The organism is Streptomyces sp. NPDC086077 (assembly GCF_040686175.1).
Lineage (GTDB): Bacteria > Actinomycetota > Actinomycetes > Streptomycetales > Streptomycetaceae > Streptomyces.
In genome coordinates this window covers 111,465-135,066 of the sequence record NZ_JBFBJT010000002.1, presented here as the reverse complement: position 1 = coordinate 135,066, position 23,602 = coordinate 111,465, and the positions used below count along the sequence as shown (strand labels likewise).

General features: G+C 71.0%; 22 protein-coding genes. 11 read left to right on the top strand and 11 right to left on the bottom strand.

Annotation, left to right across the window (positions count from 1 at the left end):
• Positions 1–185: 185 nt before the first annotated feature.
• From AB0O67_RS01150 to pssA, 8 genes are all read left to right on the top strand, one after another.
• Complete coding sequence (locus AB0O67_RS01150) at positions 186–995, top strand: TetR family transcriptional regulator (RefSeq protein ID WP_365444089.1); 810 nt, start codon at positions 186–188, stop codon at positions 993–995.
• A 414-nt stretch (positions 996–1,409) separates the two neighbouring features.
• Positions 1,410–2,753 carry a crotonyl-CoA carboxylase/reductase gene (ccrA, locus tag AB0O67_RS01145; RefSeq protein WP_365444072.1) on the top strand — a complete coding sequence of 448 codons (1,344 nt, stop codon included), beginning with the start codon at positions 1,410–1,412 and terminating at the stop codon, positions 2,751–2,753.
• A gap of 10 nt (positions 2,754–2,763) precedes the next feature.
• On the top strand, positions 2,764–4,791 hold the full coding sequence (locus AB0O67_RS01140) for a protein meaA (RefSeq protein WP_365444069.1): 2,028 nt from the start codon (positions 2,764–2,766) through the stop codon (positions 4,789–4,791).
• Entirely contained in the window at positions 4,788–5,810 is a 1,023-nt protein-coding gene (locus AB0O67_RS01135) for a CoA ester lyase (RefSeq protein WP_365444066.1), read from the top strand. The genes AB0O67_RS01140 and AB0O67_RS01135 overlap by 4 nt, the downstream gene beginning before the upstream one ends.
• Before the next feature lie 5 nt (positions 5,811–5,815).
• Complete coding sequence (locus AB0O67_RS01130; protein WP_365444086.1) at positions 5,816–6,334, top strand: MaoC family dehydratase; 519 nt, start codon at positions 5,816–5,818, stop codon at positions 6,332–6,334.
• Positions 6,335–6,336: 2 nt separating this feature from the next.
• Complete coding sequence (locus AB0O67_RS01125; protein WP_365444063.1) at positions 6,337–7,542, top strand: acyl-CoA dehydrogenase family protein; 1,206 nt, start codon at positions 6,337–6,339, stop codon at positions 7,540–7,542.
• Between the two features lie 171 nt (positions 7,543–7,713).
• Positions 7,714–8,370, top strand: a complete 657-nt coding sequence (locus AB0O67_RS01120) for a phosphatidylserine decarboxylase (protein ID WP_365444060.1) — start codon at positions 7,714–7,716, stop codon at positions 8,368–8,370.
• Positions 8,357–9,211 carry a CDP-diacylglycerol--serine O-phosphatidyltransferase gene (gene pssA, locus AB0O67_RS01115; RefSeq protein WP_365444057.1) on the top strand — a complete coding sequence of 285 codons (855 nt, stop codon included), beginning with the start codon at positions 8,357–8,359 and terminating at the stop codon, positions 9,209–9,211. The genes AB0O67_RS01120 and pssA overlap by 14 nt, the downstream gene beginning before the upstream one ends.
• A gap of 17 nt (positions 9,212–9,228) precedes the next feature.
• Here pssA and AB0O67_RS01110 read toward each other — a convergent pair whose 3' ends face one another.
• Both AB0O67_RS01110 and AB0O67_RS01105 read right to left on the bottom strand, forming a co-directional pair.
• Positions 9,229–9,609, bottom strand: a complete 381-nt coding sequence (locus AB0O67_RS01110; RefSeq protein WP_365444054.1) for a hypothetical protein — start codon at positions 9,607–9,609, stop codon at positions 9,229–9,231.
• Positions 9,540–10,676, bottom strand: coding sequence for a glycerate kinase (locus tag AB0O67_RS01105; RefSeq protein WP_365444083.1), 1,137 nt, complete (start codon positions 10,674–10,676; stop codon positions 9,540–9,542). Before AB0O67_RS01105 ends, AB0O67_RS01110 begins: the two co-directional genes overlap by 70 nt.
• Positions 10,677–10,857: 181 nt before the next feature.
• On the opposite strand from AB0O67_RS01105, the gene AB0O67_RS01100 reads away from it, so the two are divergent.
• Together AB0O67_RS01100 and AB0O67_RS01095 are read left to right on the top strand one after the other, a co-directional pair.
• The gene (locus AB0O67_RS01100) at positions 10,858–11,931 is read left to right on the top strand and encodes an ADP-ribosylglycohydrolase family protein (protein WP_365444051.1); all 1,074 of its coding nucleotides are present in this window, start codon (positions 10,858–10,860) and stop codon (positions 11,929–11,931) included.
• A 133-nt stretch (positions 11,932–12,064) separates the two neighbouring features.
• A complete protein-coding gene (locus AB0O67_RS01095; RefSeq protein WP_365444048.1) occupies positions 12,065–12,556 on the top strand; it encodes an NUDIX hydrolase in 492 nt (163 codons plus the stop codon).
• A gap of 104 nt (positions 12,557–12,660) precedes the next feature.
• Here AB0O67_RS01095 and AB0O67_RS01090 read toward each other — a convergent pair whose 3' ends face one another.
• Positions 12,661–12,861 carry a type II toxin-antitoxin system VapB family antitoxin gene (locus AB0O67_RS01090; RefSeq protein ID WP_365444045.1) on the bottom strand — a complete coding sequence of 67 codons (201 nt, stop codon included), beginning with the start codon at positions 12,859–12,861 and terminating at the stop codon, positions 12,661–12,663.
• An 83-nt stretch (positions 12,862–12,944) separates the two neighbouring features.
• Here AB0O67_RS01090 and AB0O67_RS01085 point away from each other — a divergent pair, with 83 nt between their 5' ends.
• Positions 12,945–13,670 (top strand): Sir2 family NAD-dependent protein deacetylase, encoded by a 726-nt coding sequence (locus AB0O67_RS01085; protein ID WP_365444042.1) that lies wholly within the window; start codon positions 12,945–12,947, stop codon positions 13,668–13,670.
• A gap of 15 nt (positions 13,671–13,685) precedes the next feature.
• On the opposite strand, the gene AB0O67_RS01080 is transcribed toward AB0O67_RS01085, so the two are convergent.
• The 8 genes from AB0O67_RS01080 to AB0O67_RS01045 all read right to left on the bottom strand — a co-directional run bounded on the left by AB0O67_RS01080 (position 13,686) and on the right by AB0O67_RS01045 (position 23,393).
• The gene (locus AB0O67_RS01080; protein ID WP_365444039.1) at positions 13,686–14,168 is read right to left on the bottom strand and encodes a methylated-DNA--[protein]-cysteine S-methyltransferase; all 483 of its coding nucleotides are present in this window, start codon (positions 14,166–14,168) and stop codon (positions 13,686–13,688) included.
• Positions 14,169–14,199: 31 nt separating this feature from the next.
• Complete coding sequence (locus AB0O67_RS01075; RefSeq protein ID WP_365444036.1) at positions 14,200–15,681, bottom strand: AlkA N-terminal domain-containing protein; 1,482 nt, start codon at positions 15,679–15,681, stop codon at positions 14,200–14,202.
• 145 nt (positions 15,682–15,826) lie between these two features.
• The gene (locus AB0O67_RS01070) at positions 15,827–16,270 is read right to left on the bottom strand and encodes a hypothetical protein (protein ID WP_365444033.1); all 444 of its coding nucleotides are present in this window, start codon (positions 16,268–16,270) and stop codon (positions 15,827–15,829) included.
• A gap of 165 nt (positions 16,271–16,435) precedes the next feature.
• Complete coding sequence (lpdA, locus tag AB0O67_RS01065; RefSeq protein WP_365444030.1) at positions 16,436–17,848, bottom strand: dihydrolipoyl dehydrogenase; 1,413 nt, start codon at positions 17,846–17,848, stop codon at positions 16,436–16,438.
• A 105-nt stretch (positions 17,849–17,953) separates the two neighbouring features.
• Positions 17,954–18,274, bottom strand: a complete 321-nt coding sequence (locus tag AB0O67_RS01060) for a DUF6343 family protein (protein WP_365444027.1) — start codon at positions 18,272–18,274, stop codon at positions 17,954–17,956.
• A 28-nt stretch (positions 18,275–18,302) separates the two neighbouring features.
• Entirely contained in the window at positions 18,303–18,728 is a 426-nt protein-coding gene (locus AB0O67_RS01055; protein ID WP_365444024.1) for a CBS domain-containing protein, read from the bottom strand.
• Positions 18,729–18,751: 23 nt separating this feature from the next.
• Entirely contained in the window at positions 18,752–19,393 is a 642-nt protein-coding gene (locus tag AB0O67_RS01050; RefSeq protein WP_365444021.1) for a phosphoribosyltransferase, read from the bottom strand.
• Between the two features lie 115 nt (positions 19,394–19,508).
• Positions 19,509–23,393 carry a glycoside hydrolase family 2 TIM barrel-domain containing protein gene (locus AB0O67_RS01045; RefSeq protein WP_365444018.1) on the bottom strand — a complete coding sequence of 1,295 codons (3,885 nt, stop codon included), beginning with the start codon at positions 23,391–23,393 and terminating at the stop codon, positions 19,509–19,511.
• Between the last annotated feature and the right edge of the window lie 209 nt (positions 23,394–23,602).

The following is a 23,602-nucleotide window of genomic DNA, read 5'->3' as shown; positions in this document are numbered from 1 at the left end:
GCCCGCTCCCCGAGGGGCCGCCCGGCCGGCCCGGCGACTGGTTCAGGACGGGCGGGGAGTGGGGCGGGCTGCTGGAGCCGGGCAGCCGTTCCCCGGCCGCCCGGCCCGGCACTCCCCCGCCCGGCAGGGGCGGGGGAAACCCCGGACCTGCGCATCGAGCTGCGCACATGCAGTACGTTCAGGGCATGCCCCAGCCCGCCAGGTCCTCACGTACATCCGCCACGCCCGACGCGCCGGAGAGCGCCGCGGGCGGTCGCGCCGCCGCCCAACGGCTCAAAATGCGCCGGGAACTGGCGGCCGCGGCGATGGAGCTGTTCGCGACCAAGGGCTACGAGGCGACCACCGTCGACGAGATCGCGGCCCAGGCCGGGGTCGCCCGCCGCACCTTCTTCCGCCACTTCCGCTCCAAGGAAGAGGCGATCTTCCCCGACCACGACGACACCCTGATCCGGGCCGAGGCGGTGCTCAAGGCGGCGCCCGCGCACGAGCACCCGCTCGACACCGTGTGCCGCGGGATCAAGGAAGTCATGAAGATGTACGCGGCCCGGCCGGAGATCTCGGTCGCCCGCTACAAGCTCACGCGCGAGGTGCCCACCCTGCGCGAGGCCGAGATCGCCTCGGTGGCCCGCTACGAGCGCCTTTTCACGCGCTATCTGCTGGGCCACTTCGACGAGCACGCGCACGACGACGACGCCAACGACGACCCGCTGCTGGCCGAGGTCGCCGCGTCCGCCGTCGTCACCGCGCACAACCACGTCCTGCGGCGCTGGCTGCGCGCGGGCGGCCAGGGGGACGTGGAGGCGCAGCTGGACCACGCCTTCGCGATCGTGCGCAAGACGTTCGGGGCGGGCATCGGGATAGGGCGTTCCACGGCACCTGGGCCGGCCCCCGCGTCGGTATCGGGGCACGGCGAGGTGCTGGTGACGGTCGCCCGCACCGACGCCCCCCTCGACGAGGTCATGCGGACCATCGAGGAAGCGCTCAAGGACCGCTGAACGTCCCCGCGCTGTGACGACGGCCACCCGCCCGGGTGGCCGTTTTGGCATGTCAGAGCACGTTTTCAGCGCGTTCCGAGACCCGATTCGATCGATCATCGCTCATTTGTTACGTAAAGATTTCATCTGAGAGCAAGTTCTGGCACCCAGTGCCTTGCCGGATGACACGGGGTGCCATACGTTGAAGTAGTCCGGGCGGCCGGCGTGCAGCGACCTTTCGTACGCCGGCTGTCCCCGCAAGCCTCCCCGGCCTGCGCGCCCGGACGCCTGCGTCACAGGCGACCTCCCGCGCCACAAAGCGCTGCCGAACGAGCACCACCCGCCGAACCGACGGCACACCCTCATCCCTCAGCAGCACCGACGTAACCCTCAGCGTCCCCTCCCTCAGGGGCGTTCACCGCCGGAGGCAACACCGTGACCGTTAAGGACATCCTGGACGCGATCCAGTCGCCCGACTCCACGCCGGCCGACTTCGCCGCTCTGCCGGTCCCCGAGTCGTACCGGGCGATCACCGTGCACAAGGACGAGACGGAGATGTTCGCGGGCCTCGAGACCCGCGACAAGGACCCCCGCAAGTCGATCCACCTGGACGAGGTGCCGGTGCCGGAACTCGGCCCCGGTGAGGCCCTGGTGGCCGTCATGGCCTCGTCGGTGAACTACAACTCGGTGTGGACCTCGATCTTCGAGCCGCTGTCCACCTTCGGCTTCCTGGAGCGCTACGGCAGGCTCAGCGAGCTGACCAAGCGGCACGACCTGCCGTACCACGTCATCGGCTCCGACCTCGCGGGCGTCGTCCTGCGCACGGGCCCGGGCGTCAACTCCTGGAAACCCGGTGACGAGGTCGTCGCGCACTGCCTGTCCGTCGAGCTGGAGTCCAGCGACGGCCACAACGACACCATGCTCGACCCCGAGCAGCGCATCTGGGGCTTCGAGACCAACTTCGGCGGCCTCGCCGAGATCGCGTTGGTGAAGTCCAACCAGCTGATGCCCAAGCCCGCCCACCTGTCGTGGGAGGAGGCCGCCGCCCCGGGCCTGGTCAACTCCACCGCGTACCGGCAGCTGGTCTCCCGCAACGGCGCCCAGATGAAGCAGGGCGACAACGTCCTCATCTGGGGCGCGAGCGGCGGACTCGGCTCGTACGCCACGCAGTTCGCGCTCGCCGGCGGAGCGACGCCCATCTGTGTCGTCTCCAGCGAGCAGAAGGCCGAGATCTGCCGGAAGATGGGCGCCGAGCTGATCATCGACCGCACCGCCGAGGACTACGAGTTCTGGAAGGACGAGCACCACCAGGACCCCCGGGAGTGGAAGCGGTTCGGCAAGCGCATCCGGGAGCTGACCGGCGGCGAGGACGTCGACATCGTCTTCGAGCACCCGGGCCGCGAGACGTTCGGCGCCAGCGTGTACGTCACGCGCAAGGGCGGCACCATCGTCACCTGCGCCTCGACCTCCGGGTACGACCACCAGTACGACAACCGGTACCTGTGGATGTCCCTGAAGCGGATCATCGGCTCCCACTTCGCCAACTACCGCGAGGCCTGGGAGGCCAACCGCCTCGTCGCCAAGGGCAAGATCCACCCGACGCTGTCGAAGGTCTACCCGCTCGAGGAGACCGGCCAGGCCGCCCACGACGTCCACCGCAACGCCCACCAGGGCAAGGTCGGCGTGCTGTGCCTCGCGCCCGAGGAGGGCCTCGGCGTGCGCGACGAGGAGATGCGCGCCCAGCACGTCGACGCGATCAACCGCTTCCGGAACATCTGAGGGGCGATGCATGACTGAGCGTCAGAAGGACCGGCCGTGGCTCATGCGCACGTACGCCGGTCACTCCACGGCCGAGGCGTCCAACGAGTTGTACCGGCGCAACCTCGCCAAGGGCCAGACAGGTCTGTCGGTGGCGTTCGACCTGCCGACGCAGACCGGCTACGACTCCGATCACGTCCTCGCCCGCGGCGAGGTCGGCCGGGTCGGTGTGCCGATCGGTCACCTCGGTGACATGCGCCGGCTGTTCCAGGACATCCCCCTGGAGCAGATGAACACCTCGATGACCATCAACGCCACGGCCATGTGGCTGCTGGCGCTCTACCAGGTCGTCGCGGAGGAGCAGGGCGCGGACATCACCAAGCTCCAGGGCACGACCCAGAACGACATCGTCAAGGAATACCTGTCGCGGGGGACGCACGTGTTCCCGCCGGGGCCCTCACTCCGGCTGACCACGGACATGATCGCCTACACGGTCTCCCACATCCCGAAGTGGAACCCGATCAACATCTGCAGCTACCACCTGCAGGAGGCGGGCGCCACGCCGGTGCAGGAGATCGCGTACGCGATGTCCACCGCGATCGCGGTTCTCGATGCCGTACGCGACTCGGGGCAGGTTCCCGAGGAGAAGTTCGGGGACGTCGTGGCCCGCATCTCCTTCTTCGTGAACGCGGGCGTCCGCTTCATCGAGGAGATGTGCAAGATGCGGGCGTTCGGGCGGATCTGGGACCAGGTCACGCGCGAGCGGTACGGCATCGAGAACCCCAAGCAGCGCCGCTTCCGCTACGGCGTCCAGGTCAACTCCCTGGGTCTGACGGAGGCGCAGCCGGAGAACAACGTCCAGCGCATCGTCCTGGAGATGCTGGCCGTGACGCTCTCGAAGGACGCCCGCGCGCGGGCCGTCCAGCTGCCCGCCTGGAACGAGGCACTCGGCCTGCCCCGCCCCTGGGACCAGCAGTGGTCCCTGCGCATCCAGCAGGTGCTCGCGCACGAGAGCGATCTGCTGGAGTACGACGACATCTTCGCGGGCTCGACGGTCGTCGAGGCGAAGGTGGGTGAGCTCGTCGCGGATTCCCTCGCCGAGATCGAGCGCATCCAGGAGATGGGCGGCGCGATGGCCGCCGTCGAGTCCGGCTACCTCAAGTCGCAGCTGGTCGCCTCGCACGCGGAGCGCCGGGGGCGGATCGAGTCCGGCCAGGAGAAGATCATCGGCGTGAACGTCTTCGAGACGACCGAGCCGAACCCGCTGACCGCCGACCTGGACACCGCGATCCACACGGTCGACCCGGCGGTCGAGGCCCGGGTCGTCACCGCGCTCCAGAACTGGCGCGACACCCGCTACCAGCCGCCCTTCAACCATCCCCGCCCCTGCAAGGCGCTGGACCGCCTGAAGGAGGCCGCCAAGGGCACCGGCAACCTCATGGAGGCCACCCTGGAGTGCGCCCGCGCCGGGGTCACGACCGGCGAGTGGGCCGGGGCCCTGCGCGAGGTGTTCGGCGAGTTCCGCGCCCCGACGGGTGTCTCGTCGGCGCCGGTGGCCATCCCCGCCGAGGAGGGCAGCTCCCTGTCCCAGGTGCGCCGCAAGGTGGACCTGACGGCTCAGGACCTGGGCGTCGGCAAGCTGCGCTTCCTGGTGGGCAAGCCGGGCCTGGACGGGCACTCCAACGGCGCCGAGCAGATAGCGGTGCGCGCGCGTGACGCCGGCTTCGAAGTGGTCTACCAGGGCATCCGGCTGACGCCCGAGCAGATCGTGGACGCCGCCCTCGCGGAGGACGTGCACGCCGTGGGTCTGTCGATCCTCTCCGGCTCGCACGCCCAGCTGGTCCCGGACGTGCTGGACCGGCTGCGCGAGGCCGGGGCGCCCGACATCCCGGTGATCGCCGGCGGGATCATCCCCAGCGGCGACGCCGAGCAGCTCAGGGCCGCCGGAGTGGCCGCGGTCTTCACCCCGAAGGACTTCGACATCACCGGGATCATCGGCCGTATCGTCGACGAGATCCGCAAAGCGAACAAGCTCGACCCCCTGGAGGTCCCCGCATGACCGCCCACCCGTCGCCCACCACCACCCTGCGTGACGGTCGCTCCGCGACCGGCCCCTCTGATGCGGTCAACCGTCTGCGTCCGCGGCGCTCCTGCCTCGCGGTCCCCGGAAGCAACCCCCGCTTCCTGGAGAAGGCGCAGGGCCTCCCGGCCGACCAGGTCTTCCTCGACCTGGAGGACGCCTGCGCGCCGCTCGCCAAGCCGGAGGCGCGGCACACCATCGTCAAGTTCCTCAACGAGGGCGACTGGACGGGCAAGACCAGGGTCGTGCGCGTCAACGACTGGACGACGGAGTGGACCTACCGCGACGTCGTGACGGTGGTCGAGGGGGCGGGCCCCAACCTCGACTGCATCATGCTGCCGAAGGTGCAGGACGCCCAGCAGATCGTCGCGCTGGACCTGCTGCTGACGCAGATCGAGAAGACGATGGGCTTCGAGGTCGGGCGGATCGGCATCGAGGCGCAGATCGAGAACGCGCGGGGCCTGAACAACGTCAACGAGATCGCGCAGGCCTCGCCCCGGATCGAGACGATCATCTTCGGCCCGGCCGACTTCATGGCCTCCATCAACATGAAGTCGCTCGTCGTGGGCGAGCAGCCGCCCGGCTACCCGGCGGACGCCTACCACTACATCCTGATGAAGATCCTGATGGCGGCCCGCGCCAACGACCTCCAGGCGATCGACGGCCCCTACCTCCAGATCCGCAACGTCGACGGCTACCGCGAGGTCGCGCAGCGCGCCGCGGCGCTCGGCTTCGACGGCAAGTGGGTGCTGCACCCGGGCCAGGTCGAGGCGTCCAACGAGATCTTCTCGCCGTCCCAGGAGGACTACGACCACGCCGAGCTGATCCTGGACGCGTACGACTACTACACGTCCGAGGCGGGCGGCAAGAAGGGCTCGGCGATGCTCGGTGACGAGATGATCGACGAGGCCAGCCGCAAGATGGCCCTGGTCGTCTCCGGCAAGGGCCGCGCCGCCGGCATGCGGCGCACCGGCAAGTTCGAGATTCCGGAGGCGTGAGCGCGATGCAGTTCGGCCGCACCTACGAGGAGTTCGAGGTCGGGGCGACGTACAAGCACTGGCCGGGCAAAACGGTCACCGAGTACGACGACCACCTGTTCTGTCTCCTCACCATGAACCACCACCCGCTCCACATGGACACCAACTACGCCGAGAAGACGACGGACTTCGGCAAGAACGTCGTGGTGGGGAACTACATCTACTCCCTCCTGCTCGGCATGTCCGTGCCGGACGTCTCCGGCAAGGCGATCGCCAACCTGGAGATCGAGTCGCTCAGGCACGTGGCGCCGACCTTCCACGGCGACACGCTCTACGGCGAGACGACCGTGCTGGACAAGTGGCCGTCGAAGTCGAAGGACGACCGCGGCATCGTGCACGTGGAGACCAAGGGCTACAAGCAGGACGGCACGCTGGTCTGTGTGTTCCGCCGCAAGGTGATGGTCCCCACCGAGACGTACATCAAGGAGCGCGGCGGCGAGCAGCCGGGCCGGCCCGAACTCAAGGAAAAGGAACAGGGGAAGTAGCGATGGCGCGACTCGCCCAGACCGCCGGTCTGACCGACGTCCAGCAGGAGATCCTGTCCACGGTCCGGGACTTCGTGGACAAGGAGATCATCCCGGTCGCCACCGGGCTGGAGCACCGCGACGAGTACCCGCAGGCGATCGTCGACGGCCTCAAGGAGTTGGGCCTGTTCGGCCTGATGATCCCCGAGGAGTACGGGGGTCTGGGCGAGTCGCTCCTGACGTACGCCCTCTGTGTCGAGGAGATCGCCCGCGGCTGGATGTCGGTGTCCGGCATCATCAACACGCACTTCATCGTGGCGTACATGCTCAAGCAGCACGGCACGCAGGAGCAGAAGGACCACTACCTGCCCCGGATGGCGGCCGGTGACATCCGCGGCGCCTTCTCGATGTCCGAGCCGGGTCTCGGCTCGGACGTGTCGGCCATCACCTCCAAGGCGGTCCGGGACGGCGACGAATTCGTCCTGAACGGTCAGAAGATGTGGCTGACCAACGGGGGTACGTCGTCCCTCGTCGCCGTCCTGGTGCGAAGTGACGAAGGTCACCCCGAGGGTTCCGCGCCGCACAAGTCGATGACGACCTTCCTGGTGGAGAAGGAACCCGGCTTCGGCGAGGTCCGCCCGGGCCTGACCATTCCCGGCAAGATCGACAAGATGGGCTACAAGGGTGTCGACACCACCGAGCTCATCATGGACGGCCTGCGGATTCCCGCTGATCGCGTGCTCGGCGGGGCCACCGGACGCGGTTTTTACCAGATGATGGACGGCGTGGAGGTCGGCCGCGTCAACGTGGCGGCACGTGGCTGCGGCGTCGCCCAGCGCGCGTTCGAACTCGGCGTCCAGTACGCCCAGCAGCGCCACACCTTCGGCAAGCCGATCGCGCAGCATCAGGCGATCCAGTTCAAACTCGCCGAGATGGCTACCAAGGTGGAGGCCGCGCATGCGATGATGGTGAACGCTGCGCGCAAAAAGGACTCCGGGCAACGAAACGACCTTGAGGCCGGTATGGCGAAGTACCTGGCCTCGGAGTACTGCAAGGAGGTCGTGGAAGATGCCTTCCGGATCCACGGCGGCTACGGCTTCTCCAAGGAGTACGAGATCGAGCGCCTCTACCGCGAGGCCCCGATGCTGCTCATCGGTGAAGGTACCGCCGAGATCCAGAAAATGATCATCGGACGGCGACTGCTCGAAGAGTATCGGTTCCAGGGCTGATTGTCCGGAAGCGGGGTGTTTTCTTCGAGAAGAAGATCACACCCCGTAGGCACTCTCCGGCCGCCGACTCGGCTTCCTGGCTTACCCAGTTGTGGCGCTTAGCCGCTACGATCGCGGGAAAGCCGCCGTCCCCCGTCAGAAGCGCGGCATCATCCGCTACGAAGGTCATCCATGCCCCACAGCCAAACCTCTGCACCTCGCGACAGCCTGGTCGGCGTACGCCTCGCGCGCGGAGCATCGCCGTGGCTTCTGCCGACCGTCGCCACCGCTGCCCTCAGCCTGGCCCGTGCGCGCCACTCCGGCGCCGCGAAGGCCGTCGCCGTTCCCGCCACCGCGCTCGCGGCGGGGATGCTGTGGTTCTTCCGCGACCCCGAGCGTGAGATCGCCCAGGGCCGGGTCATCTCGCCGGCCGACGGTGTGGTGCAGAGCATCATGCCGTGGAAGGACGGACGTACCCGCGTCGCGATCTTCATGAGCCCGCTGAACGTCCACGTCAACCGCGCTCCCCTGGCCGGCACCGTGACGTCGGTGGAGCACGTCCCGGGTGGCTTCGTTCCCGCTTTCAACAAGGAGAGCGAGAACAACGAGCGGGTGGTGTGGCACTTCGACACCGAACTCGGCGACATCGAGATGATCCAGATCGCCGGCGCCGTGGCCCGGCGTATCGTGCCTTACGTGCCCGAGGGCACGAAGGTCGAGCAGGGCGACCGGATCGGACTGATCCGCTTCGGCTCGCGCGTGGACCTCTATCTGCCGGAGGGCGTGGAGGTAGCGGTCGAGGTCGGTCAGAAGACCGTGGCTGGGGTGACTCGAATTGACCGTGATTGACCCGGAGACCCAGGCGGGCTGGGTGCCCGAGGCCGAGGAGTCCGACGAAGAGGAGGAGATGCCGCTCTCTCTCCGCCTCTCGATAGCGGACACCCTCACCCTCGGCAATGCCACGTGCGGCTTCATGGCGGTGTACTTCACCACCACCGGCATCCTGATCCCGCACCTCACGGGCAGCCAGGAGACCGGCATGGCCCGCCACAGCGCCGCCACCGCGGTCATCCTGATGCTCTGCGCGGCGGTCTTCGACCTGTTCGACGGCCTGGTCGCGCGCAAACTCCGCTCCTCCCCCATGGGCGCCGAGCTGGACAACCTGTCCGACCTGATCAGCTTCGGCCTGGCCCCGGCGTACTTCGTCCTGGTCTACGGCATGGTCGCCGACGACGCGCACCAGCGGGTGGCGGCGGTCGGCGCGATCGTCGTACTGCTGGCCGTGGTGCTGAGGCTGGCGAGATTCTCCTGCGTGACGCCGACCAACGGCATGTTCCAGGGCATGCCCAGCCCCTTCGGGGCGCTGACGGTCGTCGCGATCGTGCTTCTGGAGCTGCCCTTCGCGGCGACGCTGCTGGCGATCCTGGGCACCGCGTGGCTGATGGTGAGCCGCGTCGAGTACCCGAAGCCGCGGGGCCGCCTGGCCGGCGCGATGCTCGCCTGGATCGTGCTCAGCATGGGGCTGCTGGTGGCCTGGGCCTTCGGTGCCCCCAGCGGCCAGCTGCTGCTCCAGACGGGCTGTGCGCTCCAGCTGGTCATGGGCGCGGTGATCCCGCTGTTCGCCACGGCCCGCCGGGTGAACAACTTCCGCGACAACCGGCGCGAGGCACGGGCGGCGCAGCTGCCGTAGGCGCTGACACCACCCGGTCACCGGTGCAGTGAAGGGCCCCGAACCTGTGAGGTTCGGGGCCCTTCACTGTTTTTGGTGGGCTCGTGGGCGGGCATGTCCTGGTGCGGGGCGCTGAGGCTGCCGAGGATGTCCAGCAGCTCCGCGCTGCGGCTGCCGGGCTCGGCGTGGAAGACGACCAGGATCAGCGCGTCGTCGCCGTCGAGGGAGAGCTTGTCCGAGTGCAGGTCCAGATCGCCGACCTGCGGATGGCGCAGCCGGCCGACGCGGCCGCGGTGGGGCCTGACGTCATGGCGGCCCCGGAGCCGCCGGAAGCGTTCACGCGGAGTGCTCAGACCAGGTGGTCCTGCGCGACGCGCTCCGCAGTCCGCTCCAGGATCGGGCCGGCGTCGGCGATGCACTTCGCCACGTCCGGTTCGATCTCGGTCAGCGGGTACGCCCGCCGGATCCCCGCCCGCTCCAGCGCCTGCGGCGTCAGCGCGAGCCGCCCGCACACCGCGACGACCTCCTTGCCCGCCGCCCGCGCCGCCGCGGCGACGCCCGCCGGGGCCTTGCCGTGCAGGGTCTGCTCGTCCAGCGACCCCTCACCGGTGATCACCAGGTGGGCACGCTCCAGGGCGGGCGCGAAGCCCAGCACGTCGAGCATGACCTCGATGCCGGGCCGGAAGCGTGCGCCGAGCAGCATGGCGCCGTACCCGATACCGCCCGCCGCACCGGCCCCGGGCGCCCCGGCGTACTCGCCCGCCTTGGGGCCCACGGCCTGCTCCAGCACCTTCGCGAAGTGCCCCAGCGCCGCGTCCAGTGTCGCCACGTCGTCCGGGGACGCCCCCTTCTGCGGGCCGTACACCGCGGGCGCGCCCTTCGGCCCGGTCAGCGGGTTGTCGACATCGCTGGCCAGCACCAGTGCGACCGAGGAGAGCCGCGCGTCCAGGCCCGACAGGTCCGCGGACGCCAGCTCGGCCAGCCCTCCGCCGCCCGGAGCCACCGGCTCCCCGCCGGCCGTCAGGAAGCGCGCGCCGAGCGCGGACAGCATGCCCGCGCCACCGTCGGTCGTCGCACTGCCGCCGACCCCGAAGACGATCGTGCGTGCCCCGGCGTCGAGGGCTGCCCGCAGCAGCTCTCCCGAGCCGTACGTGGACGCCGTCAGGGGTGCGAAGACCCCGGCCGGAAGTCGCTGGAGTCCGCTCGCCTCGGCCATCTCCACGACGGCGGTGTCACCGCGCAGCGCGAACGCGGCCGTCACCTGGTCCCCGAGGGGCCCCGCGACCCGCACCTCACGCCGCTCGAAACCGGCCGCGACCGCCGCGTCCACGGTGCCGTCGCCGCCGTCGGCCACGGGCAGCGCCTCGACGGCGAGGTCCGGCACGACGCGGCGCAGGCCGGCCGTCACCCGCTCGGCGACCTGCACGGCCGTCAGCGACCCCTTGAACTTGTCCGCGGCGATGAGCACCCCACGGGCACCGTCCACAGTGTCAGCCACCTTGTCTTCCCCTCGCTCTCCGGGCCCCGCGCACGTCAGGGCCAGTCGCGCCGCTGCGACCTTAACCGCAGGACACCCCCGCCGTCATGCCCAGCCCCCTCCGCGGGATCCCCGGGCGGCCGGCCGGGGAGGGCCTGTGGCGGTGGCCGGAAGTGGGTAGACCGGAGCTATGACCCCTGAGGGCACCGAGCCAGAGCTCGCCGACCGCGTCCTGGGGGGCTGGCTGGGCCGGATCGCCGGCAACATGCTGGGCAAACCGGTCGAGCAGGGCGACCTGTGGACGCGGCACCGTATCGACGACTACCTGCGGCGGGCCTCCGCCCTGCCCCTCACCGACTACTTCCCCGAACCGCCCCCCGGCGGCACCGGGCCCGAACTGCGCCCGGAGTGGCGCCAGTGCGTCCGCGGCCGTATCCACGGCAGCTGCCGCGACGACGACGTCGACTACGCAATCCTCGGACTGCACCTGCTGGAGACCCACGGCTTCGGCTTCAGCACCGAGCAGGTCGGCGACCTGTGGCTGCTGCGCCTGCCGTACCTGCAGACCTTCACGGCCGAGCGGGCGGCCTACCGGAACCTGGCGAGCGGTCTGAAGCCGCCGCTGACGGCGACGTACGAGAACCCGTACCAGGAGTGGATCGGTGCCCTGATCCGCGCCGACATCTACGGCTGGACCTGCCCCGGCGATCCCCGCCGCGCGGCCGGCCTGGCCCGCCGGGACGCGGTGCTCTCGCACACCGGGAACGGCGTCTACGGCGCCATGTGGGCGGCGGCGCTGGTCTCGGCCGCGTTCAGCGTGTCGACCGTGCGGCAGGCCCTGGACGAGGCGCTCGGCGTCGTCCCGGCGAGCAGTCGGCTGGCCCGTACGGTCCGGCGGGTGATGTCCCTGCACGAGACCCGGATGACGTGGGAGGACGCGCTCACCACGGTGGGGGAGGAGACCGCGGGACTGGGCTGGATCCACACGGTCCCGAACGCCGCGGTGCTCACCGCCGGGCTGCTGTACGGCGACGGGGACTTCACCCGCACCATCGCCCTGACCGTGCGGGGCGGGCTGGACACCGACTCCAACGGCGCCACGGCGGGTTCGGTGGCCGGTGTGCTGACCGGCGCGGACGCGATTCCGGACCAGTGGAAGGAACCGCTGGAGGACACGGTGCGCAGCGCGGTGTTCGGTTTCGACGGGGTCCGCATCAGCGAACTGGCGCAGCGGACGCTGCGGCTGGCGCAGGCGGAGGCGTAGACACGCGGGGCAGGGCGCGGGCGCTCGGCGGGGGTAAGGCGCAGAGCGCGGGTCGGGCGCAGGGCGGGGCGGCGCGTTCGGGGTCGTCGTGCGCCGGGGAAGGCGGCCCTGCGCGCTGGTTACCCTTGCCAGGGTGACCACTCCTGACTTCGCCACGTACATCGCGAGCCTGCCCCGCGTCCTCGCCGGAGCCGCCGCTCTCTTCCGTGACGCCGAGGGCCGTGTGCTGCTCGTCCAGCCCAATTACCGCGAGGGCTGGGCGCTGCCGGGCGGCACGATCGAGTCCGACGACGGCGAGACCCCCCGGCAGGGCGCGCGCCGCGAGACCGCGGAGGAGATCGGCCTGGACCGCGCGCTGGGGCGACTGCTCGCCGTGGACTGGGTGCACGGCACCGCCCGGCCGCCGCTGGTGGCGTACCTCTACGACGGCGGGGTCTTGAGCGAGGAGGACATCAAGGCGATCCGGTTGCAGGAGGAGGAGCTGCTGTCGTGGCGGTTCGTCGATCCCGACGAGCTCCTTGAGCGTCTGCCCGGCGCCACGGGCCGCCGTGTGCAGGCCGCCCTGGACGCCCTGGCCAACGGCACGGAAACGGTCGAACTGGAAAACGGCCACCGGGCCGGCTGACCCGTCGCGGGGCGCGGGCCGCTGCCGGGACGCACCGGAATGCGCGGGGTGCCGAGATGCGGCGCGGCACGTCATGAAGCACGGGCCGCACGGATCACGCGGGTTCAGCCCTCCACGTCGCGTGGCTTGGCGTCCACCTCGTGCAGCGCCTCGTCCCGCTCGGCGACCCTGGCCTCCGTCCGGTGGCCGCGCTCGACGTAGTCACGCAGGACGAGTTCCACCGCGTCCTGCGGGCTGCCGACACCCGCGAGCACCATGGCTTCGACGACGAGTCCGGCGTCGAGCGAGACATTGACCTTGGCCATGCGCGGACCCTAGCAGCGGCGTCGCCCCGCCGACCCGGATATCGGTTCGCCGACCAGTTCGTCACCGCCCTACGCTCGACCCCATGAACAAGCCCCTCGTCGCGATCCTCAGTGGCGCCGGCATCTCCACCGACTCCGGCATCCCGGACTACCGCGGCCCGAACGGGCTGTGGCGGCGGGATCCCGAGGCCGAGAAGCTCGTGACGTACGAGTACTACATGGGCGATCCGGAGATCCGCCGGCGCTCCTGGCAGATGCGGCGCGAGAACGGGACGCTCCAGGCGGAGCCGAACGCCGCGCACCGGGCGGTGGCGGAGCTGGAGCGGTCCGGGGTGCCGGTGCGGGTGATCACGCAGAACGTGGACGGGCTGCACCAGCTCGCCGGGATGCCCGCCCGCAAGGTGCTCGAACTGCACGGCAGCGCACGCGCGGTGGTGTGCACCGGGTGTCATGCGCGCGGGTCCATGACGGACGCGATCGCCCGTGTCGAGGCCGGTGAGGGCGATCCGGCGTGCCTGGAGTGCGGAGGGATCCTGAAGTCGGCGACGGTCATGTTCGGCGAGCGGCTCGACCCGGTCGTCCTCGGCCAGGCCGTCGCGATCACCAAGGCCTGCCAGGTGTTCCTCGCGGTCGGCAGCAGTCTCCAGGTGCAGCCCGCCGCCGGCCTCGCGGGCGTCGCCGCCGACCACGGGGCACGCCTGGTCGTCGTCAACGCCGAGCCGACGCCGTACGACGACCAGGCCGACGAGGTCGTACGGGAACCGATCGGCACCGCGCTGCCGAGGCTGTTGCGGGCCCTCGCCGGCTAGGACCCCGGGCGGGAGCTAGAACAGGGCCGCGCCTCGTTCGAAGTCCAACAGGCGCTGCTTGCGGTCCAGGCCGCCGCCGTAGCCGGTGAGGCCGCCGCCAACGCCGATCACCCGGTGGCAGGGAACGATGATGCCGATGGGGTTCTTGCCGTTGGCGAGGCCGACCGCGCGGGAGGCCTGGGGATTGCCCAGGGCCTCGGCCAGTTCGCCGTACGAGCGGGTCTCGCCGTAGGGGATGCGGCGCAGCTGCTCCCAGACGGAACGCTGGAACGGCGTGCCGTTCAGGCGCAGTTCGACGCTGAAGTCCTTCAACTCGCCGCCGAAGTAGGCCGTCAGCTGGTCGACGGCCTCGCCGAAGGGCGTTTCGTCCCGCCCGCCGAAGGTCTCCTCCGCCGGGCGGTGCCGCTGGCCGGTCATGTAGAGGCCGCTCAGGACGCCGTCGTCGGCGACGAGGGTGAGCAGGCCGTAGGGGCTGTCGATGACGGTGTGCTGTCGCATCGGGGTCCTCGTACGGGTTCTCGCACAGTGCTTACACGGGAAGGAAGTTGATCGGGTGACTGTCGGTCGCCCACAGGTACTGGACCGCGTACGCCCGCCAGGGGCGCCACGCGGCCGCGCGCGCCGTGAGCGCGGCCGGGGTGGAGGGCAGACCCAGCTCCCCCGCCGCGCGGCGGATGCCGAGGTCGGTGGGGAGGAAGGCGTCGGGGTCGCCGAGGGCGCGCATCGCGATGACGTCGGCCGTCCAGGGGCCGAAGCCGGGCAGGGCCAGCAGCCGGGCGCGGACGTCCGGCCAGTCGCTCTCCACGCCCAGATGGAGCGAGCCGTCGGCGAGTTGACCGACGAGCGTGGTGAAGGTCCTGCGGCGGGTGCGGGGCATGGCGAGCGACTCGGGGTCGAGCGCCGCCAGGGCCTCGGAGGAGGGAAAGAGATGGGTGAGCCCGCCCTCCGAGTCCTCGACCGGCTCGCCGTGTGCGGTGACCAGCCGGGCGGCGTGGGTGCGGGCGGCGGCCGTGGAGACCTGCTGCCCCAGCACCGCCCGTACGGCGAACTCGGCCTCGTCGACCGTGCGCGGCACCCGCCGTCCGGGCGCCTTGTCCACCAGCGGCGCCAGCACCGGATCGGCGCGCAACTGGTCGTCGACCGCGACCGGGTCGGCGTCCAGGTCGAGCATCCGCCGGCAGCGGCTGATGGCGACGGGCAGGTCGCGCAGGTCGCTGAGGGTGAGGCGGCAGGCGATGTGGTCGGGGTGCGGGGTGAGCGCGACGACGCCGTGGCCGTAGGGGAGGCGGAGCGTGCGCCGGTAGGCACCGTCCCGCCACTCCTCCACGCCGGGTACGGCGGTGGCTGCGAGGTGGCCGAAGAGGTTGTCGGGGTTGAGCGGGGCGCGGAACGGGAGCCGGAGGGACAGGGCGCCCGGGCTGCCCCCGGCGTGTCCCTTCGGTACCCGCGCGCGCAGGTCGCCGGGAGTGAGGGCGAAGACCTCGCGGACGGTGTCGTTGAAGGTGCGGATGGAGGCGAAGCCGGCCGCGAAGGCGATCTGCGCCATGGGCAGCGCGGTCGTCTCGATCAGCAGCCGGGCGGTCTGGGCGCGCTGGGCGCGGGCCAGGGCGAGGGGGCCCGCGCCGAGTTCGGCGAGCAGCTGGCGTTCGATCTGCCGGGCGCTGTAGCCGAGCCCGGCGGCGAGACCGGGGACGCCCTCGCGGTCCACGACGCCGTCGGCGATCAGCCGCATGGCGCGGGCGACCAGGTCGGCGCGCTGGTTCCACTCCGGGGAGCCGGGGCTGGTGTCCGGGCGGCAGCGCTTGCACGCCCGGAAACCGGCCTGCTGACAGGCCGCCGCGCTCGGGTGGAACACCATGTTCGCCGGCTTGGGCGGCACGACCGGGCAGCTGGGCCGGCAGTAGATCCCGGTGGTCAGGACGGCGGTGAAGAACCAGCCGTCGAAGCGGGCGTCCTTGGACCGGACGGCCCGCAGACAGCGCTCGGTGTCGGTGTGCATCCCCTTCTGCATGCCTCCAGCATCGTCCACCGGGGGCGCGGGGGCTGGCGAGAATCCGACATCGACCTTCGCTGTCCTGGACGGGCCCGGATCACCACGCCGACTCGCACAGCGGGGCGGCTCCTCTCGGGGAGCCGCCCCGCCTGCCGTGCGGACTTCAGCGGGTGGCGGCCGGAGCTTCCCGCCAGGTGGCCAGCGCCCAGATGATGAACACGTCGATCGCCATCATGACGACCGACCAGACGGGCTGGTACGGCAGGAAGATGAACTGCAGGATCAGGCTGATCGCGGCCAGCGCGATACCGGCGTACCGCGCCCAGGACTGGCCGACCAGCAGGCCCCAGCCGGTCACCGCCACCAGGACGCCGAGGACCAGGTGGATCCAGCCCCAGCCGGTGAGGTTCAGCTTGTAGACGTAGGTGCCGAGGCGGGCGTAGACGTTGTCCTCGGCGATCGCCGCGATGCCCTGGAGCACCGCCAGCACACCGGCGCACAACATCAGCACACCGGCGAACGTGACGCCCCCGGTGACCCATCCTTCGCGGCGCTCCGTCGGCGCGGTGTGCGGGCTTCCCGTCGGGTGTGCAGCGTGCTGAGCCATGGCGGCCGTCCCTTCCGTCCCCGTGTAGATGTCCCCATGTGGGTGACTTCCAGCGTCGGGGTGCCTCCCGGGTGCCGCCATTCCGATTACGCCGGTCGAGTGACACCCGGGCGAGTCGCGGCCGGGTGGGAAACAGCCTGTCACCTGCGGGTACGGGCATTCGGCTCACATGTTGATCATGTGGCCGGCCAGCCCGTGCACCGCCTCCTTGACCGCCTCGCCCAGCGTCGGGTGCGCGTGTACGTTGCGCGCGACCTCGTGGACGGTCAGGTCCCACTGCTGGGCCAGGGTCAGCTCGGGCAGCAGTTCGGTGACGTCCGGGCCGATGAGGTGGCCGCCGACCAGTTCCCCGTACCTGGCGTCGCTGATCAGCTTCACGAAGCCGGTGGCGTCGCCGAGGCCGTGTGCCTTGCCGTTGGCGGTGAACGGGAACTTGACCACCTTGACGTCGTAGCCCAGCTCACGGGCCTGGGCCTCGGTGTAGCCGAAGCTGGCGACCTGCGGCCGGCAGTAGGTGGCGCGCGGGATCATCGCGTAGTCGAGTTCCATCGTCTCGGCGTCCGCGAGGGTCTCGGCGGCGACGATGCCCATGGCCTCGGCGGCGTGCGCGAGCATGAGCTTCGCGGTGACGTCGCCGATGGCGTAGATGTGCGGCACGGAGGTGCGGCAGCGGCCGTCGACGTCGATCGCGCCGCGCTCCGTGACGCGGACGCCGGTGTTCTCCAGGCCGTAGCCCGTGACGTTGGGCGCGAAGCCGATCGCCTGCAGCACCTTGTCGGCCTCCAGCACCTGCTGGGAGCCGTCCTTGCCGGTGACCGTTACGCGGACCTGCGGGCCGGACTCGTCGATGGCGTCGACGCGGGTCGAGGTCAGCACGTCGATGCCCAGCTTGCGGTACTGGCGGGCCAGTTCGGCCGAGACCTCCGCGTCCTCCGAGGGGGCGACCCGGTCCAGGAACTCCACGACGGTGACCTTCACGCCGTAGTTGTGCAGCACGTAGGCGAACTCGATGCCGATCGCTCCGGCGCCCGCGATGACGACCGACCGCGGCAGGTCCTCGGCGAGGATCTGCTCCTCGTACGTCACGACGCGCGAGGTGCGGCGGGTGCCGGGGAGCAGCTTGGGAGTGGCGCCGGTGGCGATGACGCAGTTCTCGAAGCCGATCGTGCGGGTGGTGCCCTCGTAGTCGGTGACCTGGAGGGTGTGCGCGTCGAGGAACGTGCCGCGGCCGTCGAACTCCGTGATCTTGTTCTTCTTCATCAGGTAGTGGACGCCCTTGACCCGGCCGTCCGCGACCCGGCGGCTGCGGCGGAATGCCTCGCCGTAGTCGAAGGAGACCTCGCCGTCGACCTTGATGCCGAAGGTCTTGGCCTCACGGGTGACGATGTGCGCGAGCTCGGCGTTGCGCAGGAGGGCCTTGGTGGGGATGCAGCCGACGTTCAGGCAGACGCCGCCCCAGTACTTCTCCTCCACGACGGCGACGCTCCTGCCCAGCTGGGCGGCCCGGACGGCGGCGACGTAACCGCCGGGGCCCGCTCCGAGAACGACGACGTCGAAGCGCTCGTCCTGCTCGTCCATGCGTCAGGTCCTTTTCGGTGTCATGCAGCACGGTCGGTCCGCGTTGGTAAGGGATTCTTTCGCCCCGCTCCGCCGATGGCCACAGTGATCGCCATGACGCCGGTCTCAGGACGGGCGCCGGTCTCGTTCCTGGCGCATCCGGCGCCGTACGACCACCCCGTCCACGGCGGCGACGAGGGCCAGCACGCCGCAGACGACGGCGAGGCAGGTCAGTGGCGCGGGACCGGGGACGCCGGACGGCGAGGAGTGCGCGGCCCAGAGGGCGAACAGCACCGTCGCCACGACGAACACGGGCAGGAAGACGGCGTTGAGCAGCATGCGCAGGCGCAGCGGGCTGCGGGCGGTGCGCGGTTCGGTGCCGGTACGGGGGCGGCGTGCGTGGTGCGCGCCCGACCGCTCCCGGGGCTCGGGCTCTTCAGGGGGCATGGCGTGCCGGCCTTCCGTGGTGCGGGCCTCAGTGGTTCGGAGCCGCCCGGCTGATCTCGGCGAGCGCGGAGCGGGGGTCCTCGGAGGGGGCGAGGTCGCCGAGGCTGACCATGCCGACCGGACGGCCACCGTGGTCGACGACGGGCAGCCTGCGGACGGCGTAGTGCCGCATCAGCGTGAGCGCACGATCGACCGTGTCGTCCGGTGCCACCGTGACCACGGGCGGGCGGGTGCAGAGCGAGCCGACGGGGGTCGTCCGCGGGTCCCGGGCCTCGGCGACCGCCCGCACCGCGATGTCACGGTCGGTGAGCACGCCGAACAGGTCCCGGTCGTACGCCACGAGGACGTCGCCGATGTCCTGGTCGCGCATGACCTGCGCCGCCCGGGCCACCGTCGTCATGGGTTCGATCGACGCGGTGCCCGAGGACATCACGTCACGTATCCACCTGCTCATGGGCACCTCCTGGGCCCGCCGGGTCAGCCGCCGTGCAGCGCTTCCAGCACGTCCTCGTCCGTCAGCTGTTCGAAGTCGTCGTACCAGAGGCCGACCGCGTGGAACGGGCTCGGCCGCAGCAGGCACACCACGTCGTCGGCCTCGCCGCGCAGCAGGTCGCACGCCTCGTGCGAGCAGACCGGCGCGGCGACGACGATCCGCTCCGGCTCCCGGTGCCGGACCGCGCGCACGGCGGCCCGCGCGGTCGACCCGGTGGCCAGTCCGTCGTCGACGAGGATGGCGGTGCGTCCGTGCAGTTCGGCGGCGGGCCGGTCCTGGCGGTACCGCTCCTCGCGGCGGTGCAGCTCCGTCCGCTCCCGGGCCACGATCGGCGCCAGCTCGGCCTCGTTCAGGCCCATCTGCTCCAAGGCCCGGGTGTCGAAGAACGGCGGCTCGTCGCCCGCGAGGGCCCCGACCCCGAACTCCTCGTGGAACGGCGCCCCGATCTTGCGGACCACGAGCACGTCGAGCGGCGCGCCGAGCGCCAGCGCGACCTCCCGGGCCACCGTGACACCGCCCCGGGGCAGGGCGAGGACCACCGGATCCGGGAGCGTCCCCTTCTCCTGCAGGATGCGCAGATGCCCGGCCAGTTCCCGCCCGGCATGGGCACGGTCACGGAAACGCATGTGGTCCCCTTCCGCCACGGGGTCGTCGTCCTCTCGCCCTGTGGTCGTACGGGTTTCCACCGTGCGGCGCCCGACACGCGAAGACCGTCCCGGGAGTGCCGGGCGCCGCCGTGCGCTACTCGGTGGCGGTCGGCCTGCGGGCCTGCGCCGTCGCGTCCCGTACGTCGCGCAGCGGGCGCAGCCGGTAGGTGTAGGCGTAGTCGCGGTCGGCGAACAGTTTGTACTCGTCGTGGGTGTGGGCGCCCCAGCTGTCGTCGCCGCCCACGCCCATCTGCCGGTGGTTCACCCGCAGCACGACCGCGTCACGGGGAGTGAGCTGGTAGTCGTGGCGCACGCCGGACGACAGGTCCTCCGGCGTGAAGTGCGAGGCGTTGACCTCCACCAGCGGCTCCCCGCAGACCAGCAGTCCCGCTCCGTCCCGCCCGGTCAGCGCCGCCCAGCGCACGTCGGTCCGGTTGCCGTTCTCCTGCGGGCGCAGGTAAGGCGTCCACTGGCCGGCGACGGTGCCGGCGTGGACGCCGACGTCGGTGCCGTTGTTGCGGTCCCAGTGGTTCTCGTCGGGTCCGCGGCCGTAGTAGTGCAGCCGGTCGAGGCGCCGTGGCAGGAACAGCAGGGTGCCGACCTCCGGCAGGTACGGCAGGTTCGCCGCGCCCGGGTGCAGGGTGTGGTCGACCTTGATCTCACCGTTGCCGAACACCGTGTAGGTGGTGGTGTACGCCGACTCGGTCGTCGTGGGCAGGGTGCCGCCGACCTCGATCTCGACGGCCCGGTCCCGCACGGCCCGTACGCGCACGCCCGTCACTTCACGCAGGGCGCCGGCGTCCCGCCAGGTCTGGTTGCGGGTGTGCTGGCCGTTGCCCCTGTCGTTGTCGGTGGGCGCCCGCCAGAAGTTCGGCGCGGGCCCCGAGGTGATCAAGCGGGTGCCCGCGGCCACGTAGGACGTGATGACGCCGCTGCCCTTGTCCACGGTGACGGAGAACCCCTTGCCCGTCACGGTGACGAAGTCCTCGCCGTCCTCGTACGTGAGCGCCGGAACGCTGTCCAGCGGGGCGGGGGTGACGGCCGGGACGCGTACGTCGAGCGGGAGTTGTCGCTTGGCCACCTCGAAGCCGGCCTCGGCCCACTTCGTGGGCTCCCTGGTGGTGAAGGACAGCTGGAGGAAGTACTCCGTGCCGGGCGCCGGTTTGCCCGGCAGCCGCACCGGCAGGGTGACGTCCTTGCTGCTCAGCGGTGGGACGTCCAGCTGCTCGCGGCTCAGCCTGCCGCGCTGGACGGCTCGGCCGTCGGCCACGAGGGTCCAGTGGCCGTCGAACTCGCGCAGGCCGGTGAACAGGTACTCGTTGGTGAGGGTGACCGCGCCGGGGCCGCCGGGGGCCGCGGAGACGTCGATCGCCTGGTAGACCTGTTTGACCTCGACGGCCTTGCCGGTGCTCCCGCGGTCGGCCCTGATGATGCCGTCGCCGGAGAACGCCCCGTCGTTGGGGTGGTCCCCCCAGTCCCCGCCGTAGGCGAGGAACGTCCGCTGCGCGGGCCGCCGTTCGGTGAGGCGCACGGTGGCGGCGTCGAACCAGAAGCGCACGCCGTCGTCGCCCGGGCCGCGGCCGCCGGAGGCCAGCTCGCCGGCGCTCAGGGCGCGGGCGTATACGCGGGCGCGGCGGACGGTGCCGCTGAACTCACGGGTCGGGTTGTCGACGTCGGTCCCGAGCGCGAGGGGGGCGGTGTTGCTGCCGGGGCGCCGGTCGGTGGTCCGGGTGGCCCGCACGGCGCCGTCGACGTGGAGGGTGAGTGTGCCCGCGTCCGCGTCGAAGACTCCGGCGATGTGGTGCTCGCGGCCGGTCCAGTCGTCCGGCAGGGGCCAGCTCGCGGTGATCCACCGTCCGCCGCAGTGGAGGAAGAACTCCAGGTTCCGGTCGGTCTGTTTCAGGGCGTACTGGGTGTCGCCCTTGGCGAGGATGGGCTGGTGATAGCCCGTCACCCCGGGAGTGACCCAGGCCTCCAGCGTCAGCGAGCCGGTGAGGTCGAGGCGGCCGTCGCGGGCGAAGACGGTCCCGCCGGTGAGGCCCTTGGCCCGGTGGAAGGTGCCCGCGGGGGCGAGGAGCTCGCCACTCAGTGCGGCGGGCCCGGACTCGGTGAGCAGTGTGCGGACCGGGGTGGGCCAGGTCAGCGCCTGGTCGGCGAAGTCCCAGATCCAGCCGCCCTGGAGCACGTCGTGGCGGCGGACGACGTCCCAGTACTTCTTGAAGTTGCCGTTGGAGTTCCCCATCCCGTGCGAGTACTCGATCATCACGTACGGCCGGGTGTCGTTCGCGTCCTTGGCGCGGGCCTCGACGCGCTGGGGGCTCTCGTACATCCTGGAGCGGATGTCGCTGATGCCGGGGCGGTCGTCGCCCTCGTACTGGATGACGCGGGTGGGGTCGTAGGAGCGGATCCAGTCGTGCATGGCGGTGAAGGTGCTGCCGCCGCCGGCCTCGTTTCCGAGCGACCAGATGACCACGCAGGCGTGGTTCTTGTCCCGGTGGACCATGTTCTGCGCGCGGGCGAGGCAGGCCTTCGTCCATTCGGGGTGGTCGCCCGGGTACTCGTCGCGTATGCCGTGGGTCTCCAGGTTGGTCTCGTCCACGAGGTACAGGCCGTACTCGTCGGCGAGCTCCAGCCACAGCGGGTTGTTGGGGTAGTGCGAGGTGCGGACCGTGTTGATGTTCAGCCGCTTGATGATCCGGATGTCCTCGACGAGGTCGGCGCGGGTGAGCGCCATGCCGCGGTCGGGATGCATCTCGTGCCGGTTGGTGCCGCGCAGGGACACCGGCTTGCCGTTGATGCGCATCAGGCCGCCCTTGAGCGCGAACTCGCGCAGGCCCACCCGGTGCGACAGCGTCTCGACGACCTCGCCCGCCGGGTCGCGCAGTTGCAGGACGGCCGTGTACAGGTACGGGTGCTCGGCCGACCACAGCCGCGGCGCGGGCACGGCTCGCGCGGCGCGCACGGTCGTCTCCTCGCCGGCCGGTACGTCGGCCTCCTGGCGGAGCGGCCGGGGCCAGACGGCGTGCCCGCGCGCGTCGTACAGCTGGGTCTCCACGGTGTGGCGCCCGCCGCCGTCGCCGTAGTCGCGTACGTGCGCGGTGACCGTCAGTTCGGCGGTGGTGAAGTCGTCGCCGAGCGGGGTGTCGAGACGGAAGTCGCGCAGGTGCACGGCCGGGGTGGAGTACAGGTGGACCGAGCGGAAGATGCCGCTCAGCCGGATCATGTCCTGGTCCTCCAGCCAGTCGCCGTCGGAGTAGCGGTAGACCTCCACCGCGATCTGGTTGGTGCCGGGCCTCAGGTGCGCGGTGATGTCGTACTCGGCGGGCGTGTAGGAGTCCTCGTGGTAGCCCACCAGTTCCCCGTTGATCCACACGTAGTGGGCCGACTTGACGCCCTCGAAGTGCAGGAAGGTCCGCCGTCCCTCCCAGGAGCGGGGCACGGTGAAGGTGCGCCTGTACTGGCCGACGGGGTTGTGGCGGGTGGGGGCGGCCGGGGGCTGTGCCTCCTCGCCCCGGCCGTTGGGACCCCACCAGGGGTAGGTGATGTTGATGTAGATCGGGGCGTCGTAGCCGTGCAGTTGCCAGCAGGAGGGGACGGGGACGGTGTCCCAGGTGGAGTCGTCGACGTCGGTGCGGTGGAAGTCCGGGTCCCGGTCGTCGGGGCGGTCGGCGTAGGCGAACTTCCAGCTGCCGTCGAGGCTCAGCCGGTACGGCGAGCGGGTGCGGTCGGCGGCCAGGGCCTGCCGTACGTCCGCGTACGGCGTGAGCGTGGTGTGCGGGGGCTCGGTGCCCAGCCGGAACAGGCCGATGTCGCCGTTCCACTCGGGCGGGGCGTCCTGCGTCGCGCCGCGCGGGGTGGCGTACGCGGCGGCGGGCGACGAGGACAGGGCGAGCGCGCCGAGCACGGCGGCGCCCGACTCCAGAAGCCGGCGGCGGCTGACGAAGGGCCGGCCGAAGGGAGAGGGGTACGGGTGCGGCATGACCGTGTCCTTCCTCGGGACGAACAGTGCGCTGCACGAACTGAGGGTGGGTCACCTCACGGTGACGGGGCAGCCGTTGCCGTCGTGGTGGGACGCGGCTCGCGAGGACGGTGTGGGCTGCTGCGCCCGGCTCACCCTAGGACTTCGAACACGACCGAGCAATTGCCCCGTCGGACTTTGTTCGTTCCTGAGAGAGCCCGGCATGGCGG

Excerpts from the sequence above, each read along its gene's own strand:
- AB0O67_RS01150 (WP_365444089.1), top strand. The coding sequence starts at position 186 with ATGCCCCAGCCCGCCAGGTCCTCACGTACATCCGCCACGCCCGACGCG.
- AB0O67_RS01140 (WP_365444069.1), top strand. The coding sequence starts at position 2,764 with ATGACTGAGCGTCAGAAGGACCGGCCGTGGCTCATGCGCACGTACGCC.
- AB0O67_RS01135 (WP_365444066.1), top strand. The coding sequence starts at position 4,788 with ATGACCGCCCACCCGTCGCCCACCACCACCCTGCGTGACGGTCGCTCC.
- AB0O67_RS01130 (WP_365444086.1), top strand. The coding sequence starts at position 5,816 with ATGCAGTTCGGCCGCACCTACGAGGAGTTCGAGGTCGGGGCGACGTAC.
- AB0O67_RS01125 (WP_365444063.1), top strand. The coding sequence starts at position 6,337 with ATGGCGCGACTCGCCCAGACCGCCGGTCTGACCGACGTCCAGCAGGAG.
- AB0O67_RS01120 (WP_365444060.1), top strand. The coding sequence starts at position 7,714 with ATGCCCCACAGCCAAACCTCTGCACCTCGCGACAGCCTGGTCGGCGTA.
- AB0O67_RS01100 (WP_365444051.1), top strand. The coding sequence starts at position 10,858 with ATGACCCCTGAGGGCACCGAGCCAGAGCTCGCCGACCGCGTCCTGGGG.
- AB0O67_RS01090 (WP_365444045.1), bottom strand. The coding sequence starts at position 12,861 with ATGGCCAAGGTCAATGTCTCGCTCGACGCCGGACTCGTCGTCGAAGCC.
- AB0O67_RS01085 (WP_365444042.1), top strand. The coding sequence starts at position 12,945 with ATGAACAAGCCCCTCGTCGCGATCCTCAGTGGCGCCGGCATCTCCACC.
- AB0O67_RS01080 (WP_365444039.1), bottom strand. The coding sequence starts at position 14,168 with ATGCGACAGCACACCGTCATCGACAGCCCCTACGGCCTGCTCACCCTC.
- AB0O67_RS01075 (WP_365444036.1), bottom strand. The coding sequence starts at position 15,681 with ATGCAGAAGGGGATGCACACCGACACCGAGCGCTGTCTGCGGGCCGTC.
- AB0O67_RS01070 (WP_365444033.1), bottom strand. The coding sequence starts at position 16,270 with ATGGCTCAGCACGCTGCACACCCGACGGGAAGCCCGCACACCGCGCCG.
- lpdA (WP_365444030.1), bottom strand. The coding sequence starts at position 17,848 with ATGGACGAGCAGGACGAGCGCTTCGACGTCGTCGTTCTCGGAGCGGGC.
- AB0O67_RS01060 (WP_365444027.1), bottom strand. The coding sequence starts at position 18,274 with ATGCCCCCTGAAGAGCCCGAGCCCCGGGAGCGGTCGGGCGCGCACCAC.
- AB0O67_RS01055 (WP_365444024.1), bottom strand. The coding sequence starts at position 18,728 with ATGAGCAGGTGGATACGTGACGTGATGTCCTCGGGCACCGCGTCGATC.
- AB0O67_RS01050 (WP_365444021.1), bottom strand. The coding sequence starts at position 19,393 with ATGCGTTTCCGTGACCGTGCCCATGCCGGGCGGGAACTGGCCGGGCAT.
- AB0O67_RS01045 (WP_365444018.1), bottom strand. The coding sequence starts at position 23,393 with ATGCCGCACCCGTACCCCTCTCCCTTCGGCCGGCCCTTCGTCAGCCGC.